The organism is Vibrio sp. D404a (genome assembly GCF_030248535.1).
Classification (GTDB): Bacteria; Pseudomonadota; Gammaproteobacteria; order Enterobacterales; family Vibrionaceae; genus Vibrio.
This window is the reverse complement of record NZ_JAHGAJ010000016.1, coordinates 244,639-261,106: the sequence shown is the minus strand read 5'-3', so window position 1 is coordinate 261,106 and position 16,468 is coordinate 244,639. Positions and strand designations below refer to the sequence as shown.

Here is a 16,468-nt window from a genome sequence, read left to right as displayed (position 1 = left end):
GAGTGAAGACATGCGTAAACTTGTAGTAGCAATTATAGTTTCATCTTTAGTCGGTTGTTCTATGGGGCATCGTGACCCGGTAGAGATCAAAGAGTCTTTAAATGAATCCATTAATGAAGCCAATAGCCGAGCTCTAAATGAGCTACCATCGTCAGTGCAAGACGACCTGATGCCACAATTTGATGATGACCCAATGTCGCCGAGTATGGAGACGGTGAAGCGTTTTCGAATTCAGGCTAACCGTGTCGATGCGCGTGCATTTTTCGCGAGCTTGGTCAAAGGTACCGAATTCAGTGCCGCTATTCACCCGAGTGTTTCGGGCAACATTACCGTCAACCTAACCGATGTAACGCTCGATGAAGTTTTGGCAGTGGTACAAGACCTGTATGGCTACGACATTGAGAAGCGTGGCAAGGTTATCCAGATCTTCCCTGCAGGTCTACGCACGGTCACGATCCCTGTTGATTATCTGCAATTGAAGCGCGCGGGTCGCTCTTTGACGACGATTACAACCGGTACGATTACTAACTCAGACTCGAGTTCATCAAGCACTTCGAGCTCAAGTTCTAACTCAAATTCCTCGTCAAATTCTTCGAACTCCTCTTCTTCGACGGGCGGTACTGAGATAGAAACAACCTCAGAAAGCGATTTTTGGCCACAGCTTGAAGCCGCTGTGATGCACTTGATTGGCAGTGGTGATGGTCAAAGCGTGGTGGTGACACCACAAGCGAGTGTGATCACTGTTCGTGCATACCCTGATGAGATTCGTGAGGTTCGCCAGTTCTTAGGTATTTCTCAAGAGCGTTTACAGCGCCAAGTGATTCTAGAGGCTAAGATCCTAGAAGTAACTTTGAGTGATGGTTACCAACAAGGGATTAACTGGACCAAGATGTTCTCATCTAACGGTACCAACTACACCATAGGTACTGGCAATATTGTAAAAGATGCAGCCGGTGCAATCACACCAGTGACGCTCCCAGGGCTTGATCCCGTTGGTGCGCTATTGGGTGGTCAATCGAATATCGTGGTATCAGGTGGTAGTTTCGAAGCTGTGTTGAGTTTTATGGGTACTCAGGGTGATTTAAATGTACTTTCTAGCCCACGTGTAACAGCATCGAACAACCAAAAAGCCGTTATCAAAGTCGGTACGGATGAATACTACGTGACCGATCTATCAAGTGCTGTGGGCAGTGGTGACAACGCTAACGTCGCACCAGAGGTGGAGTTAACACCGTTCTTCTCTGGTATCTCACTGGATGTAACACCGCAGATTGATGATACTGGAAACGTGTTCCTTCACGTTCACCCAGCGGTTATCGATGTAAGCGAAGAAACCAAATCGCTTAACCTTGGTTCAACCACAGGTACAGTCGAACTACCGCTAGCAAGAAGCTCGATCCGTGAGTCTGACTCAGTGATCCGTGCTCGTAACGGCGATGTGGTTGTGATTGGTGGCTTGATGAAGTCTAACGTTAGCGATGTAACGTCTAAAGTCCCATTCTTTGGCGATATCCCTGCTCTAGGTCACCTGTTCCGTAATACCAGTCAACTGACTCAGAAAACTGAATTGGTGATCTTACTTAAACCTACCATTGTTGGCGTTAATACATGGCAGAGTGAGCTTGAGCGCTCGCGCGATCTTTTGCAACAGTGGTTCCCGGATGAAGAGTAATCTTTCTGTATCTGTTGTCGCTGAGTCATAGAGGTGAGCATCGATGTACCAAGCTCATTTTGGTTTTGAACAATCTCCATTCTCACTGACTCCGAATACTGAGCTCTTCTACGGATTAGCACCGCATTTTGAAGCGATTCAAACGGTGCTATCCGCTCTGGATATGGGTGAGGGTGTCATCAAAGTCACGGGTGAGGTAGGAACCGGCAAAACCATGGTGTGCCGAATGCTGATCAACCACCTTGATGACGATACCGCGCTGATATACCTGCCAAACCCTGTATTGTCTGGCGACGATCTTCGATACGCAGTGGCAAAAGAGTTGGGGCTTGATGTTCAGGACAGAGCAATGTTGGTGGATGAGATTCAGCATAAACTGATTGAGTTAAACGGTTCAGGGAAAAGAGTGGTTGCGATACTGGATGAAGCCCAAGCCTTGTCTGATGAAGCGTTAGAGACCCTACGTTTGTTTGGCAACCTAGAGACTGAATCGACGAAGTTACTGCAGATTGTTCTGTTGGGGCAGCCTGAATTGGATACTCGCCTTAACGCACATCATTTAAGACAGTTTCGTCAGCGGATCTCTTTCAGTTCTTGTCTGCGAACCCTCAACCTCGATGAGACGGTCGCTTATATCGACAGTCGAATCACCAAGTCTGGTGGCAAAGAGACGTTGTTCAGCTTAAATCTGAAAAAAGCCATCTGGCGCTCAACCCATGGTGTGCCTAGGCTAATCAACCAGTTATGCCATAAATCGTTGTTGTTGGCCTTTAGTGAACATAAGCCGACTGTTGAGAACAAGCACCTTTATTCGGCAATGCATGAAACCTATGACGTGTCGAAACCTAAGTTTAAAAAGCCAATCTTGTGGGGCTGGAGTGAATCATGAGTACCATCAATAACGCCTTATCTGAACTGGCAAAGAAAGAGTCTAAGGTTGCTATCGAAGCGGCTGACGTGCCTAAAGTAAAAACGCGTTCACCTTGGATATGGGTTGCTGCGGGTTTTTCGCTGAGCTTAGCGATGGGCGGTTGGGCTGTTTCACAAGGACCAAGCATTGAATCTAAAAGTGTCGCTTTAAATCATCAAAACGAAGATGCTCCAGTCTCAAGCCGAGAGCCTGCGGTATCATCGATTGAGTCACCGACAAAGAAACTCACGAGCACTGAGTTTCAACCTTCAATGACCAGTGTGACCACTGAGCCGAGCCAAAGCTTAGCTTCAAACTCACCTCAAACAGCGGCAACAACAGGCAAATCAAGTGCTGACCCTGTGGTAGCGAACGTAAAGAACAATCAACAAACCGAAGATAAAAAGACACAGGTTCAAGCCGGCAAAGAGCGAACGTCTGCTAAACCTTTATCTCCGATTTTACTGGCTAACGTACAATCAACTTCTTCGAAAAGTATGAACAATGTGGTGCCAACAACGCCTAAGCCTGCTGATACGGTTTCATCGCAAAGTGTTGAACCAATTGAAAGCGGTATTGTGGTTGAGCAGGTCGAACTCACACCGGAGCAACTTGCGGTGAATGCCATTGGCCGTGCGAAGAAAGCGTTGGACTCGAACAATCTTGAAGGGGCGTTAAAAGGCTTTACTGAAGCACTACGTTACACTCCGCGTGATGAAGACGTGAGACAAAAACTCGCTATTCTCTATTTTGGAAAAGGTGATACACGCCGAGCTTATGAACTGCTTCAGGCGGGGATTCGTCTGAATAATGATAGCGAAGCGTTGCGATTAGGCCTTTCAAAACTGCTTGTCAAAGCTGACCAAGCTGAAGCCGCACTGAGCCCACTACTGCATTTACCGAATAATGCGTCCAAAGAGTACCTTGCGATGCGCGCGGCGTTGAGTCAAAAGTCACAGCAAGAAGCGATCGCTCTGGAAAGTTATCAAAAGTTGACCGTAATTGAACAAGATAATGCGCGCTGGTGGCTGGGTTTAGCAATACAACAAGAACGTCAATTCATGTTTGAAGAGGCAAAACAGTCTTACCAAAATGCTTTAGTTCGAGTCGGTATTTCATCGCAATCTCAAAGCTTTATCCGCGATAGACTAAAAGTAATCTCAGACTTAGAGGACACCAACAATGCAGATTAGATTAAGAAAAAGGTTGGGTGACCTATTAGTTGAAGAGGGCATCATCACCGAAGCGCAAGTCGAACAGGCTTTGGCTGCGCAAAAGAGTTCAGGACGAAAACTGGGTGATGCTCTGATTGAGCTTGGCTTCTTATCAGAACAACAGATGCTGAGCTTTTTGTCTCAGCAGCTAGATATTCCGTTGATTGATTTAAGCCGAGCTGCGGTGGATGTTGAGGCAGTTCAACTGCTTCCTGAGGTGCATGCACGTCGTTTACGTGCGCTCGTCATTGGTCGTCAGGGTGATACTTTGCGTGTCGCAATGAGTGATCCTGCGGATTTGTTTGCTCAAGAAGCACTGCTTGGACAGTTGGGTGACTATGCTCTTGAGTTTGTTGTCGCGCCAGAGCGTCAATTGGTCGATGGTTTTGACCGCTATTACCGCCGTACTAAAGAGATCGCCTCTTTTGCTGAGCAGCTTCACGCCGAGCACCAAGTCAATGAAGCGTTTGACTTTGATATCGCTGCGGAAGACAGCGATGAAGTGACGGTTGTAAAACTGATCAACTCGCTGTTCGAAGATGCGATTCAGGTTGGCGCTTCAGATATCCATATCGAGCCGGACGCCAACGTGCTGCGTTTACGTCAACGTATCGATGGTGTGCTGCATGAAACACTGCTAAATGAGGTCAACATTGCCTCCGCATTGGTACTGCGTTTGAAGCTGATGGCGAACCTAGATATTTCAGAAAAGCGTCTGCCACAAGATGGTCGCTTTAATATTCGCGCCAAGGGTCAATCGGTTGATATTCGTATGTCGACCATGCCAGTACAGCACGGTGAATCGGTAGTAATGCGTTTGCTCAATCAGTCGGCAGGCCTGCGTAAGCTTGAGTCTTCTGGTATTCCGAGCGATCTGCTTGTGCGTCTGCGTAAGCAACTGCGTCGTCCTCACGGCATGATCTTAGTAACCGGCCCAACCGGTTCAGGTAAAACCACCACCTTGTATGGTGCGCTTAGTGAACTCAATGAGCCGGGTAAGAAGATCATCACGGCAGAAGATCCGGTGGAATATCGTCTACCACGTATTAACCAAGTTCAGGTTAACCCTAAGATTGACCTCGACTTCTCTACCATTCTCAGAACCTTCTTACGTCAGGATCCCGACATCATCCTTATTGGTGAGATGCGTGACCATGAGACGGTTGAGATTGGCTTGCGTGCTGCACTGACCGGTCACTTGGTATTGAGTACACTTCACACCAATGATGCGGTAGACAGCGCACTGCGTATGATGGATATGGGTGCTCCCGGGTACCTTGTAGCCAGTGCTGTAAGGGCCGTGGTCGCACAGCGATTGGTACGTAAAGTCTGTACAGATTGTACCGTTGAAGATGAACTCGACGAATCACGTAAACAGTGGCTGAGCGAGCGTTTTCCAAATCAAGTATCAGCGTCGTTTGTTAAAGGCCGTGGCTGTCAAAACTGTAACCTGACCGGTTATCGCGGACGAATTGGTGTGTTCGAGATGCTAGAGCTTGAACAAGACATGATGGATGCGCTGCGTGCCAACGATGCTGTAGGTTTTGCTCAGACCGCTAGACAGTCTGAAAACTATAAGCCTCTATTGGCGTCGGCAATGGAACTGGCGCTGAAGGGTGTCGTTAGCCTCGATGAGATCATGCACCTTGGTGAAGGTGATGCTTCGGGCTCTACTGACCCGATTCTGTTGTAGAGGTATAGAGTATGCCAACTTATCGTTATGTTGGTCGCGGTTCCGACGGGCGTCAGGTTTCCGGGCAATTAGAAGCCAACAGTGAAGAGCTTGCTGCAGAGAGTTTGATGGGTAAGGGAATTATTCCTACCTCTATCAAGCTTGGCAAAAGTGGTGAGTCGGTATTGGAGATGGACGTCTCCAGCCTATTTTCACCCAATGTTCCGCTAGAAGTGCTGGTGCTGTTCTGTCGTCAACTATATAGCCTGACTAAGGCCGGTGTACCGCTGCTTCGATCAATGAAAGGTCTGACTCAGAACTGTGAGAATAAGCAGCTCAAAGCTGCACTTGAAGAGGTGAGTACAGAGCTGACTAATGGCCGTGGCCTCTCTGCCTCGATGCAGATGCACCCTAAAGTCTTTAGTCCGTTGTTCGTCTCTATGATCGGCGTAGGTGAAAACACCGGTCGACTTGATCAAGCCTTGCTTCAGCTCGCGGGCTACTACGAGCAAGAGGTCGAGACTCGCAAGCGAATCAAAACCGCGATGCGTTATCCAACCTTTGTTATCAGCTTTATTTTGATCGCTATGTTTATCCTCAACATCAAGGTGATCCCACAATTCACGAGTATGTTCTCGCGCTTCGGCGTCGATCTACCTCTGCCGACTCGTATTCTGATCGGTATGTCGGATTTCTTTGTCAACTACTGGATGTTTATGGTTGGTGCGATCGTTGGCTTGATATTCGCATTTAAAGCTTGGGTTAAAACCGACAACGGCTTGGAAAAGTGGGATAGATTTCGCCTCAAGATGCCAGTCATTGGGGGTGTGGTAAATCGCGCACTGCTGTCACGATTTTCTCGTACCTTTGCATTGATGCTTAAAGCGGGAGTACCGTTGAACCAATCTTTAGCGCTTTCAGCTGAGGCGCTCGACAACCGCTTTTTGGAATTGCGCGTTCAAGAGATGAAGTCAGCCATTGAAGCAGGTAGTACCGTCTCCTCTACGGCCATTAATAGCGAAATTTTCACACCTTTGGTGATACAAATGATCTCGGTGGGTGAAGAAACGGGTCGCATTGATGAGTTGCTTCTTGAAGTGTCTGACTTTTATGACCGCGAGGTTGATTATGACCTCAAAACACTGACTGCCCGCATTGAGCCGATCTTGTTGGTGGTTGTGGCAGGTATGGTGTTGGTACTGGCTCTGGGTATCTTCTTGCCTATGTGGGGCATGCTCGATGCAATCAAAGGTTAGTGGATGATAAATAACCTACGACGCTCACGTTTTGTTGTCTGGAGTGTGGTTATTCTGTCTATCATAGCGGGGCTATTATCAATGTGGCGCTCGGTAGAGGCAGAGGCAACGAACACAGCATTGATTGTGGCGAGCAAGCGTATTTTAGAGCGTGCAAACCTATATAAGCAGCAGTATCTACTTAATGGTCACAAGCAGGTTAATGAAGATGGAGAGCCATTACGTTATAGCCGAACGGGATGGTTAATTCCTATTGAACAGACCGATGTAAACTGTAATTATTGGTTAGACCAGTTATACCCGAATGGCAGGGTATTAGGCTTAGGAAACCCGAAAGTTGAGGATTTAAGTGACAACGCTCGTTACCGTTGTCGCTATCAATACACAGAAAAACATCAAATTGAGATCTTGCTCAAAGGTGAACGTTTTAGCGTCAAGGCCAATATTTTGGCTTAGTAAAAATATTGACAGTTTTTCTATGGTTTTATAGGCGTGCATATGTATAATGCGCATTAGTAATTAGATGAGAAGGTAGAAAATGCTTAAAAATCAAAAGGGTTTCTCCCTTGTCGAACTAGTTATCGTGATTGTTGTTGTCGGTTTATTAGCAGTTGCTGCCCTTCCTAGGTTTCTAGATGTGACAGATGAAGCGAAAAAATCGAGTATTGAAGGCGTTGCTGGTGGTTTTGCCACAGCTGTTTTGTCGGCTCGCGCGCAATGGGAAGCAGAAGCTCGCCCAACAGCGACAATTGGGGTTGAAACATACAATACTGTAAATTATGATGGTGTTGATTTTTGGTTAACGAGATCGAAAGATAGTAACAATGTCGATACCGATTTTCGTGATGGATACCCTTGGGCAATTAATGAGAATTCAACCTCATTTCCACAAAGCCTAACGAATGAGATCTGTGCTGAGCTGATGGACAATCTTCTGCAAAACCCGCCAAAAGTAGGGGATGTGGATGTCGTTGCTAATGACAGTAACTACAAGTACTCAGCTCAAGCAAATACAACGGATGAAACCTGTACCTACGTTCAACTAGAAGGTAACACAGGCCATCAGTTTGTTTATGAAGTCAAAACTGGTCGTGTGACCGTAACTTTGCAGTAAGTCTGCGTAAATTAACATAGAGAGAGCTTAACTATGAAAAGACAAGGCGGTTTCACCCTAATCGAATTAGTGGTAGTGATTGTTATCCTAGGTATTCTTGCTGTAACTGCAGCACCACGTTTCCTAAACCTGCAAGATGATGCTCGTACATCTTCTCTTGAAGGTCTTAAAGGTGCTATGTCTGGCGCAGCAGGTATCGTTTATGGTAAAGCTGCAATTGATGGTTTAGAAGCAGTTTCATCTGGTTTTGCTATTTCTGGCGCTAATGGTACCGATATCAATATCGTATTTGGTTACCCTGAAGCTTCATCTGCTGGTATTGGTAATGCTGTTTCTGGTATTGCAGAAGATTGGACAGTTATCTCATCAGCAACAGGTGCTATCGCTTACGGTTTTGAAGCAAATCGAACTTGTTTTGTTACGTATTCAATTGATGCTACAGCAACTACACCTCAAGAGCCGGAAATTACGGTTACTGAGTGTAACTAATTAATTGTTTTTGCTATTAAGGCCAGCTATAGCTGGCCTTTTTTCTATCTACCACTCATTAATGTTAAACAATAGATAGTCATACCGTTTTACATATCAATATCTTGTATACTCGAAGTCACACCGTAGTGAGAGGTTCGTGATGAAGAAAAGTTTTCCAAGTAATGGCTTTACCCTTGTAGAGCTTATTATTGTCATCATTATCATCGCGATTGTATCTATTACAGCTGTCTCACGCATGTCCGGCCGAAGTAGCTTTGAGCTTTATGCTCTGCAGGATCAAGTCATTTCTGTTGTTAGGCAAGTTCAAGTCAACCGCATGCAATCCAACCTTGATTCGTCATCTCCTCTAGACCAAGATAATTTTCAACTCGTAGCTGATGGAAATTGCCTCGGTTCATCTAATGCATGCTCACCCGGCGAAGAATCAGTACTGCGAAGTGATCGTGTGTTGGATGATGGGTACTTATTCCGCTACCAACCTAGTCTTACAAATAACACACTTGAATTTGACCTTTTAGGCAATCCTACCTTAGCTGCTTCAGCTGGAGTTGGTATTGAGATTAGTGAACAAGCAAACTCAGGAAACCGAGTTTGGGTTTGTATTAATGAACAAGGCTTTGTTTCTGCAGAAGTAGGTGGGTGTTGATGGTGAAAAACAAACTAAAAGGGTTCACTTTAATAGAGTCGGTGATTGTGATCGTCTTGCTTGGCTTTGCAGCACTCACGCTTTCCTCTTTTTTAGCCCCACAAGCAGCTCAAACGAGCGACGCAAGTTATTATAACCGTGCTTCCGCTTTGGGAAGCAGTGTGATGTCTCGATTATTAGCGCAAACTTATAGCGGTATTGATGCGTTTGATGGTGAAACGGATCTAAACAATCTAATACAAGATGCCTCTACCTACACAAACTTCCAAATAGAGGTTGCTGTAGAGCCCGTATCCGGAGCAACTAACAATCTTAAATCTGTCATAGTCGAAGTTACAGCAAGCTCGCAGCCAACCGTCTCTTTTAATGCTTTTAAAGGAGACTACTGATGCGAATGAAAGGCTTTACATTAATTGAGCTGATTCTAGCGATCGTTGTATCTACGATTTTGTTACTTGGTTTAGCTAACTTTACTGAAGTCGGTGTGAAGGGGTATTTTGGTACAGTAGAGCGCCACCGATTGCAAACTGAGGCGAAGTTTGTAATCGAGAAGTTATCGCGAGAGATGAGACATGCCGTGCCTAATTTATTTCCCTCTGCTGTATCCAGCGGTTGTGTCTCTTTTTATCCGATTGTAGATTCAGGCTTTTATGTCGTTTCTGGAGCGGATATCAATTTTCTTGTGAGTGATTCAGATAGTGACGTCCAATCACTGCAAAACTTATCATTGGTCATTAATCCTACTCGCCCTTATCAAACGATTGGTAATATTGATAATGTATTCCCATTAACTAACGTCAGCCAAGCGATAGGTGCAAATGTATCAGGAGCGGCATTTACTTTGAACGATCAGACTAGTGATTTGGTCGGGGGCTCGGTGAGTAACAGGCACTATATTTTTGACGATGACAACCCTGTTGAATACTGTCTCTCTGGCGACAGCTTTTTAACAAGAACCAATGGTGGAGCGTCAGTCATCATTAGCGATAAATTAAACGTTGATCAAAGCTCCCTTCAATATCTTCCCGCTACGGTACAGCAAAATGGAATTGTAGATCTAACACTTACATTTACTGTTAATGGTGAAACAACGACCTTTGAACAAGAAGTGCAGGTGCTCAATGTCCCATAGTTATCAACAGCGTGGTAGCGCACTTGTCATTGTTATTTTTGTCATCGTTATTGTAGGGTTTCTCGCCACAAGTTTAACGCGTACTAGTTGGTCAACTCACGATACTAATACTCGTTCTGTAATGGGTACTCAAGCATGGCTACTAAGCCATTCAGTGAATGAGTACGTGATGACTCAGTTTTATCCAGACCCAGACCCAGCGTCCTCTTCTGCTGTAACGACGTTGTGCTCAACTCCTATGCCAACCAATATTAGCAATTTTGCTAGAACCTTAGTTGAAAGTGCACCTGTCTCTTGTGAGCTACACCGTTTGGAGTGTGAGAATCGTGGTCGATTAAATGATATGAATTTTTACGTTTTGGAATCTTCAGTAATTTGTGGGACAGGTGTTAATCGAGTTCAACGCAATCAACAGATTTGGGTGAGGGAGCAGGAGCAGTTATGAACCAAGTTACGGGTAAAAAAAGGTTTCAGATAAGTAGTCGGATTTCTTTGCTCTTTCCTTTTATTGTCATTTTACTATTCTCTAATCCTTCGATTTCTGGGACTGATTATGTATTTCCTGATGATACAGGGTTCTGTACAGGTCAATGGGACAAGAATAGTAATAGTTGTGATGATAAAATATTTTTAGATAAAGGCGATAGTATTGTTAATTCGACTAGTAGCTCTATTACTATTTATTCTGATGGTGAGATTCAGATACTAGACTCTATTGTTGGAAGTGTTAATGCTCCAATAAATTTGGAGGGGGATAAAGTAACTACAGATGGTGGGCAAAGCTTCATTTTTGGAAATGTAGCAACTACAGGGGATGGGGTTGCACTAAAAGATACGGTTATATGTGATGGTGAAATAAATTCAGATGATTTTGTGACGTTAGATTTTAATAAAAAGAAAAACTATGTTTTTTCAAAAGGTACGGCCATCAGATCTGAAGGTGATATTACAATAAATAACTCTGTTGTGTGTGGTGAAGTATATGAAGACGACGAATTGATTCGTGGCGATGATATTTACTGTGCTCTAGGTATGGAAAGTTGTGCATACTCTGAAAATGTTTGCCCAGTTGAGGATTATGCTAATTTATGTGGTACAGACGTAACTCCTGAGCCTTTGAAAGATGTTCACTATGAATTCGGTTCCATTGAAGGGATGGATTGTACTCATGGGTGTAACCTTCTATTTCAAAAGTCATATGAAAACCCTATTGTCTTTTTGATGTCGACCATTGATCCAGACGATATTGTTAATAGTGTTCCGACAAAAGCGAGTGTTGCTACGATTTGGGATTCTAAGAAAGGTGCGACTATTGAAAGTGAGTCGATGCCGGGTACCTCAAAATCAGACCGAATGTCTCCTATCTACTACTTTGTTACCGAGCCCGGAAAGTTAAAGTTCTATGACTCTAGTGGCAGTGCTGTTTACGGCGAAGCTGGTGTCAAAACAACAGACCTAGCCCAGTGTACGAGTGGATGTAATAGGGCTAATGATTGGGTGGATATTGACTATCAATTGGGAAATATCACTGCACCAGTTATCATGGCTCAAGTCCAAGGAAAAGATTCTAAGTGGGCGACCACTGCAATCCAGAGTGTCAGTTCAACAGGCTTTGACTTATCTCTTGAGCGAGGCCGTCAAGGGCCTTTGGGGACTGGCACTAAAGATATTGCGTACTTAGTTGTCCCTGAGTTTCACGGTAAAGACGAAGACTCGCAGTCAAACATTGAGTTTTACCAAGGCTCTAGAGATTATGCTCAATCAAAAGAGCTAAAAGTGACCAAGTCTATTGGTTGGTCGTGCGAGAATAATAAAGTGAATTTACACCAGAACTTTTCGAAGTTCGGTGTGATTGTTAATAAGCAAAGCCGAGTAGGTAGTCATGGAGGATGGCTGCGTTACTGTAAGCAGTTTGAAGAAGCTGGGAAACCAACTTTTACCTTTGCCTTTGACGAAGATGTAGAGTCTCTCAACAACCGTAAACACGGCAAAGCAGAGTCAATTGGTTATTTTGCTTTTGAGATCCCTGAAACAGAGCTACCTACTAATGTTTGTAACTTGTTCCCAGAACCAATCCAAAGCTGGTCTGGTGTGAATAGCGAGCTTTATTTAGGGAATCCAATCAAGATAAACGGTTGGTCAGAAGATTACATCGACCGATATGTGAATAAAGTCTCTGAGGGCTATCAGCGCTATGATGAGAGCATATGGTCACCTTCTGTAGATGATTATTTATTATTGGGTTTTGATCATACAACCACTGCATACCCCCTCTATACATCGAAAGTTTGTAATGGTGACTATGCTTGCGATGTTGGCAATGGAGACGGGTATTTAGATTTAAGAAAAGTGGCACAGGCTAATATTTTACCGGTTCCACAGAGAAGTACTTCGCATACCTTAAGAATCGCGACTATTGATGGAATCAAGAACAGTTGTCGAGATGGTGCTACCCCTAAGTTATGTTCGTATTCCGAAAGTGGAAAGAACATCGAAGTAGTCATCGAGAAAGACCTAGCTGACTTAACGATAAACAAAGAGTGGGCTAACGATAGTATCGTTAGGGTTAAGCTGAGAGATAATCTGTATATTGAAAATATGCAGATTTCATCTGGTAACAATGTTGAGCTTGTATTTCCTAAGCTAAGCACAGTGACATTTGGAACATTTCACCATCAGTCTGGAAGCACTCAATATATATTTGAACCAGGGGCTCAAGTTAATATCAGATTGTCGATGACCTTAACGAGAGCTCAGATATCTCAGGAACATTCATATCCAGTTTTATATGCGCCGGACGGTAAAATTACTTTCCATGAATTTTCAATTTTTAGAGGATTTATTCTTGCAGACCATCTAGTTTTGAATCAAGGGAATATCGAAGGTGCTGTTACTGCCCGCAAGGCTGAATTCCATAATTCCAATGTCACTATTAATAAGCCCGATTATAGTTGTCCACTACCTCCAGTTCCTCAGGGAGAATTAGTTGTTACTCCTATTCAGTCGCATGTTTTGACTTGTGAAGCCGCCGCTGTTGAGTTTCGAGTAAAAGAGAAAGATAGCAACGCTACCGTGACTAGTGAAACTGGTGATTTTGTCGCTAAAGCGATGCCAAATGCTAATGCTCGTTGGTGCGAAGTGTATGACAAAGATACGGGGAGCTTTTCGCAGTGTAGTAACTATGGTTCTTCTCTAACAGCATCATTAGTTGAAGGTAAAAAAACACTTTATCTTTCCTCAAACCAGCTAAATAAATCTGGATACGAAGTTAGTGGTGAGTGGAATGGAGAAGAGTTTCTGGGGGGCTCTAAGGTTTCTTTTGTGCCTTATAAGTTCGATGCTGATCCTCAACAAGTTGTAGCTGGTAAAGCTCAAAGCGTTACAGCCAGAGTTTTGTCGTGCGATACAGAAAATGCACCTGTTTCACAAGATTATATTGGCAAGCCAGATATTCAACTAGATATCGAATCCCCGTCAGGTGGTAAAGACGATATAAGTTTGTTGACCTATGAGCCCGAGTTTATTGCGTCTGAGAATGGTGAGACTCAAGATCTTTTGACGATCTTGGAGTCGGGACAGTTTCGAGTAACTCTTAGTGACAGTTCTTTTGAATGTAGTGAGTTAGCGGGATGTCCTGATAGTGGTATTGATTCACTTTCAGGCAGTTTTATTGTTAAGTCTCGACCTTGGAAAATTGCTATCTGTGACGTGAAAGAAACATCAAAGCCTTCTAATTTTAACCCTGCTTCAACGGACGGAAATACAGGTTTTATGGCTGCAGGAGAAGAGTTTTCGATCAACTATCGCCCTGTGGCGTATGCTGAAGTCAATGTAGGTGCCGATAAGTGCCAGCTACCGGTTACGACAAATTATGCGTTGGATAGTGGTCCTTTGGCGATTACTCGGCAAGTGATTTATCCGGGCAGCAATGCTAATACTGGTAATTTAGTTCTGTCTCAGATTTCCCCATCATTTCTATCGAACGATGCTGGAGGCGTGAAAGTGGTTGCCGATAATAATTGGGATGAAGTTGGAAGTTTTGAAGTTAGAACTTTTGATGATAGTAAGGGTAATGGCATATCTAACCCTACGTACTTGGGAATGACATTAGACTCAGATTCTCAACTTATTGGCCGCTTCTATCCTAAATATTTTCAAGTTATTGGCCAATTTTGGAATTATGCTGGTGTTCAAGAGTTCAATTATATGAATCAGAACTTTGACGAAGTAAGTTTTGATGTTGAAGCACTTTCCGGTGGGGAATTTCCACTGGCAGTTGAGAACTACCAATACTTTGGTTCAGTAGTGCAAGCTCGTTTCAATTTGTATGATAATGTGATGCCGAATAGGTTGAGGTTTCCTGACTTTGGTCATGCATCATGGGCGGGGGGGAAACAGAGCATAGGGACTTTCTCTGCTACACCCACTGGGCATTGTAGTGATAGCAATGCTAATAGCTTGTGTTGGAGCAAAGCAAAAACAGCCCTAGGGTATGAAGATGGCCCATTTAATGATGGAGCTGGCACTGATTCGACAGATATTCGTATCGCACTAGAAAATAGTATTGACCCAGTAGAATTTTTGGACAGCGGCGATCAACTAGATTCTCAACCTGCTCTTCGTTTTGGTCGTGTTGCTCTTGATAGCGTAGGTGGTTCAGTCAATAGCACACTTACAATTCCGTTGCGTGTTGAATTTTGGAATGGCGATCGATTTGTTACTAGTGAGGAAGGATCAAAAGGTGATTCCACGACTGAAGTTCAATCTGTCAATGATTCTACCGAAAATGTAGATATCTGGGTCGAGGATAATCAAACTCCAGATACGCTAACGTTTAGTGGGAGTGGAACTGTTGCTGACGGGGTGTTAAACAATATTACCGTTACTCACTCAACTCAGGTGCGCCAACAAACTCAGATGTGGTTACAGCTTGATAGAGGTTCTAATGATATGCCTTGGCTACGTTATAACTGGGACAGTGATGAAGTTTCGGATGACGCTAATGGGGAGCAAGACCCTTCCACAGTGGTCACATTCGGTATCTACCGCGGTAACGATCGCGTGATCTACCGAGGGGAGAGTGGTCTTACAGGTCAGCGATAATATAATTTTTACGCGCTAAGTTAGGAATCTGTAAGAAAATGCGGGTTTCAGCCCATGTTTATACTTCAATGCCTTGCCGTTACAGCAAGGCATTGGTACATTTAGTGCAATTTTTGTCTTCTAATTCTTGCAGGATGAGCGAAGAATATGTTTAAAAAACTTCGTGGCATGTTTTCAAACGACCTATCGATTGACTTAGGTACTGCCAATACCCTTATTTATGTAAAAGGCCAAGGCATCGTTCTTGATGAGCCTTCAGTTGTAGCTATTCGCCAAGATCGTGTGGGTTCTGCAAAGAGTGTTGCTGCTGTAGGTCACGCAGCTAAACAGATGCTAGGTCGTACGCCTGGTAATATTTCAGCGATTCGCCCAATGAAAGATGGCGTAATTGCAGACTTCTACGTAACAGAGAAAATGTTGCAGCACTTCATCAAGCAAGTGCATGATAACAGCGTTCTTAAGCCAAGCCCGCGCGTACTTGTTTGTGTTCCTTGTGGTTCTACCCAAGTTGAGCGTCGTGCTATCCGTGAGTCGGCACTAGGTGCTGGTGCTCGTGAGGTTTACCTAATCGATGAGCCAATGGCTGCAGCGATCGGTGCTGGCCTACGTGTTTCAGAACCGACTGGTTCAATGGTTGTTGATATCGGTGGTGGCACAACTGAAGTTGCGGTTATCTCTCTAAATGGCGTGGTTTACTCATCGTCTGTTCGTATCGGTGGTGACCGTTTTGATGAAGCGATCATCAACTACGTTCGTCGTAACTACGGCAGCTTGATCGGTGAAGCGACAGCAGAGAAGATCAAACACGAGATCGGTTCAGCATACCCTGGCGATGAAGTAGAAGAGATCGAAGTTCGCGGTCGTAACCTTGCAGAAGGTGTGCCACGCAGCTTTAGCCTAAACTCAAACGAGATCCTTGAAGCGCTACAAGAGCCACTATCAGGCATCGTATCAGCAGTGATGGTTGCACTAGAGCAGTGCCCACCAGAGCTTGCTTCAGATATCTCAGAAAACGGTATGGTTCTGACAGGTGGTGGTGCACTGCTTAAAGATCTCGATCGTCTACTGACAGAAGAAACAGGTATCCCTGTAGTGGTTGCTGAAGAACCACTAACGTGTGTTGCTCTTGGTGGCGGTAAAGCTCTAGAGATGATCGACATGCACGGTGGCGATCTGTTCAGCGAAGAGTAATCATCGAGTTTTAGGCTCTTTCGCCTCGTATTGCCAGCTGAGAGCCTAGGACTTTGTCTAAAGGAT

Annotated in this window: 14 protein-coding genes; all 14 read left to right on the top strand. The window is 44.4% G+C overall.

The annotated features are described in order from the left end of the window. Positions 1-10: 10 nt before the first annotated feature. The 14 genes from mshL to KI655_RS10095 all read left to right on the top strand — a co-directional run bounded on the left by mshL (position 11) and on the right by KI655_RS10095 (position 16,402). Positions 11-1,672: a pilus (MSHA type) biogenesis protein MshL gene (gene mshL, locus KI655_RS10160; protein WP_285404358.1), complete on the top strand. Its 1,662-nt coding sequence runs from the start codon at positions 11-13 to the stop codon at positions 1,670-1,672. A gap of 43 nt (positions 1,673-1,715) precedes the next feature. Beyond that, entirely contained in the window at positions 1,716-2,561 is an 846-nt protein-coding gene (locus tag KI655_RS10155) for an ExeA family protein (protein ID WP_285404357.1), read from the top strand. Continuing rightward, positions 2,558-3,775 (top strand): lipopolysaccharide assembly protein LapB, encoded by a 1,218-nt coding sequence (locus tag KI655_RS10150; protein ID WP_285404356.1) that lies wholly within the window; start codon positions 2,558-2,560, stop codon positions 3,773-3,775. Before KI655_RS10155 ends, KI655_RS10150 begins: the two co-directional genes overlap by 4 nt. Then, positions 3,765-5,489, top strand: a complete 1,725-nt coding sequence (locus KI655_RS10145) for a GspE/PulE family protein (RefSeq protein ID WP_285404354.1) — start codon at positions 3,765-3,767, stop codon at positions 5,487-5,489. The genes KI655_RS10150 and KI655_RS10145 overlap by 11 nt, the downstream gene beginning before the upstream one ends. 11 nt (positions 5,490-5,500) lie before the next feature. Then, positions 5,501-6,724, top strand: a complete 1,224-nt coding sequence (locus KI655_RS10140; RefSeq protein ID WP_285404352.1) for a type II secretion system F family protein — start codon at positions 5,501-5,503, stop codon at positions 6,722-6,724. 3 nt (positions 6,725-6,727) lie between these two features. Beyond that, the gene (locus tag KI655_RS10135) at positions 6,728-7,180 is read left to right on the top strand and encodes an MSHA biogenesis protein MshF (protein ID WP_285404350.1); all 453 of its coding nucleotides are present in this window, start codon (positions 6,728-6,730) and stop codon (positions 7,178-7,180) included. An 82-nt stretch (positions 7,181-7,262) separates the two neighbouring features. Beyond that, positions 7,263-7,838 carry a prepilin-type N-terminal cleavage/methylation domain-containing protein gene (locus KI655_RS10130; RefSeq protein WP_285404349.1) on the top strand — a complete coding sequence of 192 codons (576 nt, stop codon included), beginning with the start codon at positions 7,263-7,265 and terminating at the stop codon, positions 7,836-7,838. Between the two features lie 33 nt (positions 7,839-7,871). Further along, positions 7,872-8,327 (top strand): type II secretion system protein, encoded by a 456-nt coding sequence (locus KI655_RS10125; protein WP_285404347.1) that lies wholly within the window; start codon positions 7,872-7,874, stop codon positions 8,325-8,327. A 142-nt stretch (positions 8,328-8,469) separates the two neighbouring features. Further along, positions 8,470-8,976, top strand: a complete 507-nt coding sequence (locus tag KI655_RS10120) for a prepilin-type N-terminal cleavage/methylation domain-containing protein (protein ID WP_285404389.1) — start codon at positions 8,470-8,472, stop codon at positions 8,974-8,976. Beyond that, positions 8,976-9,365 carry a prepilin-type N-terminal cleavage/methylation domain-containing protein gene (locus KI655_RS10115; protein ID WP_285404345.1) on the top strand — a complete coding sequence of 130 codons (390 nt, stop codon included), beginning with the start codon at positions 8,976-8,978 and terminating at the stop codon, positions 9,363-9,365. Before KI655_RS10120 ends, KI655_RS10115 begins: the two co-directional genes overlap by 1 nt. After that, complete coding sequence (locus KI655_RS10110) at positions 9,365-10,108, top strand: PilW family protein (protein ID WP_285404344.1); 744 nt, start codon at positions 9,365-9,367, stop codon at positions 10,106-10,108. Before KI655_RS10115 ends, KI655_RS10110 begins: the two co-directional genes overlap by 1 nt. Next, positions 10,098-10,553, top strand: coding sequence for an MSHA biogenesis protein MshP (locus tag KI655_RS10105; RefSeq protein ID WP_285404342.1), 456 nt, complete (start codon positions 10,098-10,100; stop codon positions 10,551-10,553). Before KI655_RS10110 ends, KI655_RS10105 begins: the two co-directional genes overlap by 11 nt. Beyond that, complete coding sequence (locus tag KI655_RS10100) at positions 10,550-15,211, top strand: DUF6701 domain-containing protein (RefSeq protein WP_285404340.1); 4,662 nt, start codon at positions 10,550-10,552, stop codon at positions 15,209-15,211. Before KI655_RS10105 ends, KI655_RS10100 begins: the two co-directional genes overlap by 4 nt. A 147-nt stretch (positions 15,212-15,358) precedes the next feature. Next, on the top strand, positions 15,359-16,402 hold the full coding sequence (locus KI655_RS10095) for a rod shape-determining protein (protein WP_004740843.1): 1,044 nt from the start codon (positions 15,359-15,361) through the stop codon (positions 16,400-16,402). Positions 16,403-16,468 lie beyond the last annotated feature (66 nt).

Bases quoted from the DNA above. Each gene is read 5' to 3' on its own strand.
- mshL (WP_285404358.1), top strand. From the start codon at position 11: ATGCGTAAACTTGTAGTAGCAATTATAGTTTCATCTTTAGTCGGTTGT.
- KI655_RS10155 (WP_285404357.1), top strand. From the start codon at position 1,716: ATGTACCAAGCTCATTTTGGTTTTGAACAATCTCCATTCTCACTGACT.
- KI655_RS10150 (WP_285404356.1), top strand. From the start codon at position 2,558: ATGAGTACCATCAATAACGCCTTATCTGAACTGGCAAAGAAAGAGTCT.
- KI655_RS10145 (WP_285404354.1), top strand. From the start codon at position 3,765: ATGCAGATTAGATTAAGAAAAAGGTTGGGTGACCTATTAGTTGAAGAG.
- KI655_RS10140 (WP_285404352.1), top strand. From the start codon at position 5,501: ATGCCAACTTATCGTTATGTTGGTCGCGGTTCCGACGGGCGTCAGGTT.
- KI655_RS10135 (WP_285404350.1), top strand. From the start codon at position 6,728: ATGATAAATAACCTACGACGCTCACGTTTTGTTGTCTGGAGTGTGGTT.
- KI655_RS10130 (WP_285404349.1), top strand. From the start codon at position 7,263: ATGCTTAAAAATCAAAAGGGTTTCTCCCTTGTCGAACTAGTTATCGTG.
- KI655_RS10125 (WP_285404347.1), top strand. From the start codon at position 7,872: ATGAAAAGACAAGGCGGTTTCACCCTAATCGAATTAGTGGTAGTGATT.
- KI655_RS10120 (WP_285404389.1), top strand. From the start codon at position 8,470: ATGAAGAAAAGTTTTCCAAGTAATGGCTTTACCCTTGTAGAGCTTATT.
- KI655_RS10115 (WP_285404345.1), top strand. From the start codon at position 8,976: ATGGTGAAAAACAAACTAAAAGGGTTCACTTTAATAGAGTCGGTGATT.
- KI655_RS10110 (WP_285404344.1), top strand. From the start codon at position 9,365: ATGCGAATGAAAGGCTTTACATTAATTGAGCTGATTCTAGCGATCGTT.
- KI655_RS10105 (WP_285404342.1), top strand. From the start codon at position 10,098: ATGTCCCATAGTTATCAACAGCGTGGTAGCGCACTTGTCATTGTTATT.
- KI655_RS10100 (WP_285404340.1), top strand. From the start codon at position 10,550: ATGAACCAAGTTACGGGTAAAAAAAGGTTTCAGATAAGTAGTCGGATT.
- KI655_RS10095 (WP_004740843.1), top strand. From the start codon at position 15,359: ATGTTTAAAAAACTTCGTGGCATGTTTTCAAACGACCTATCGATTGAC.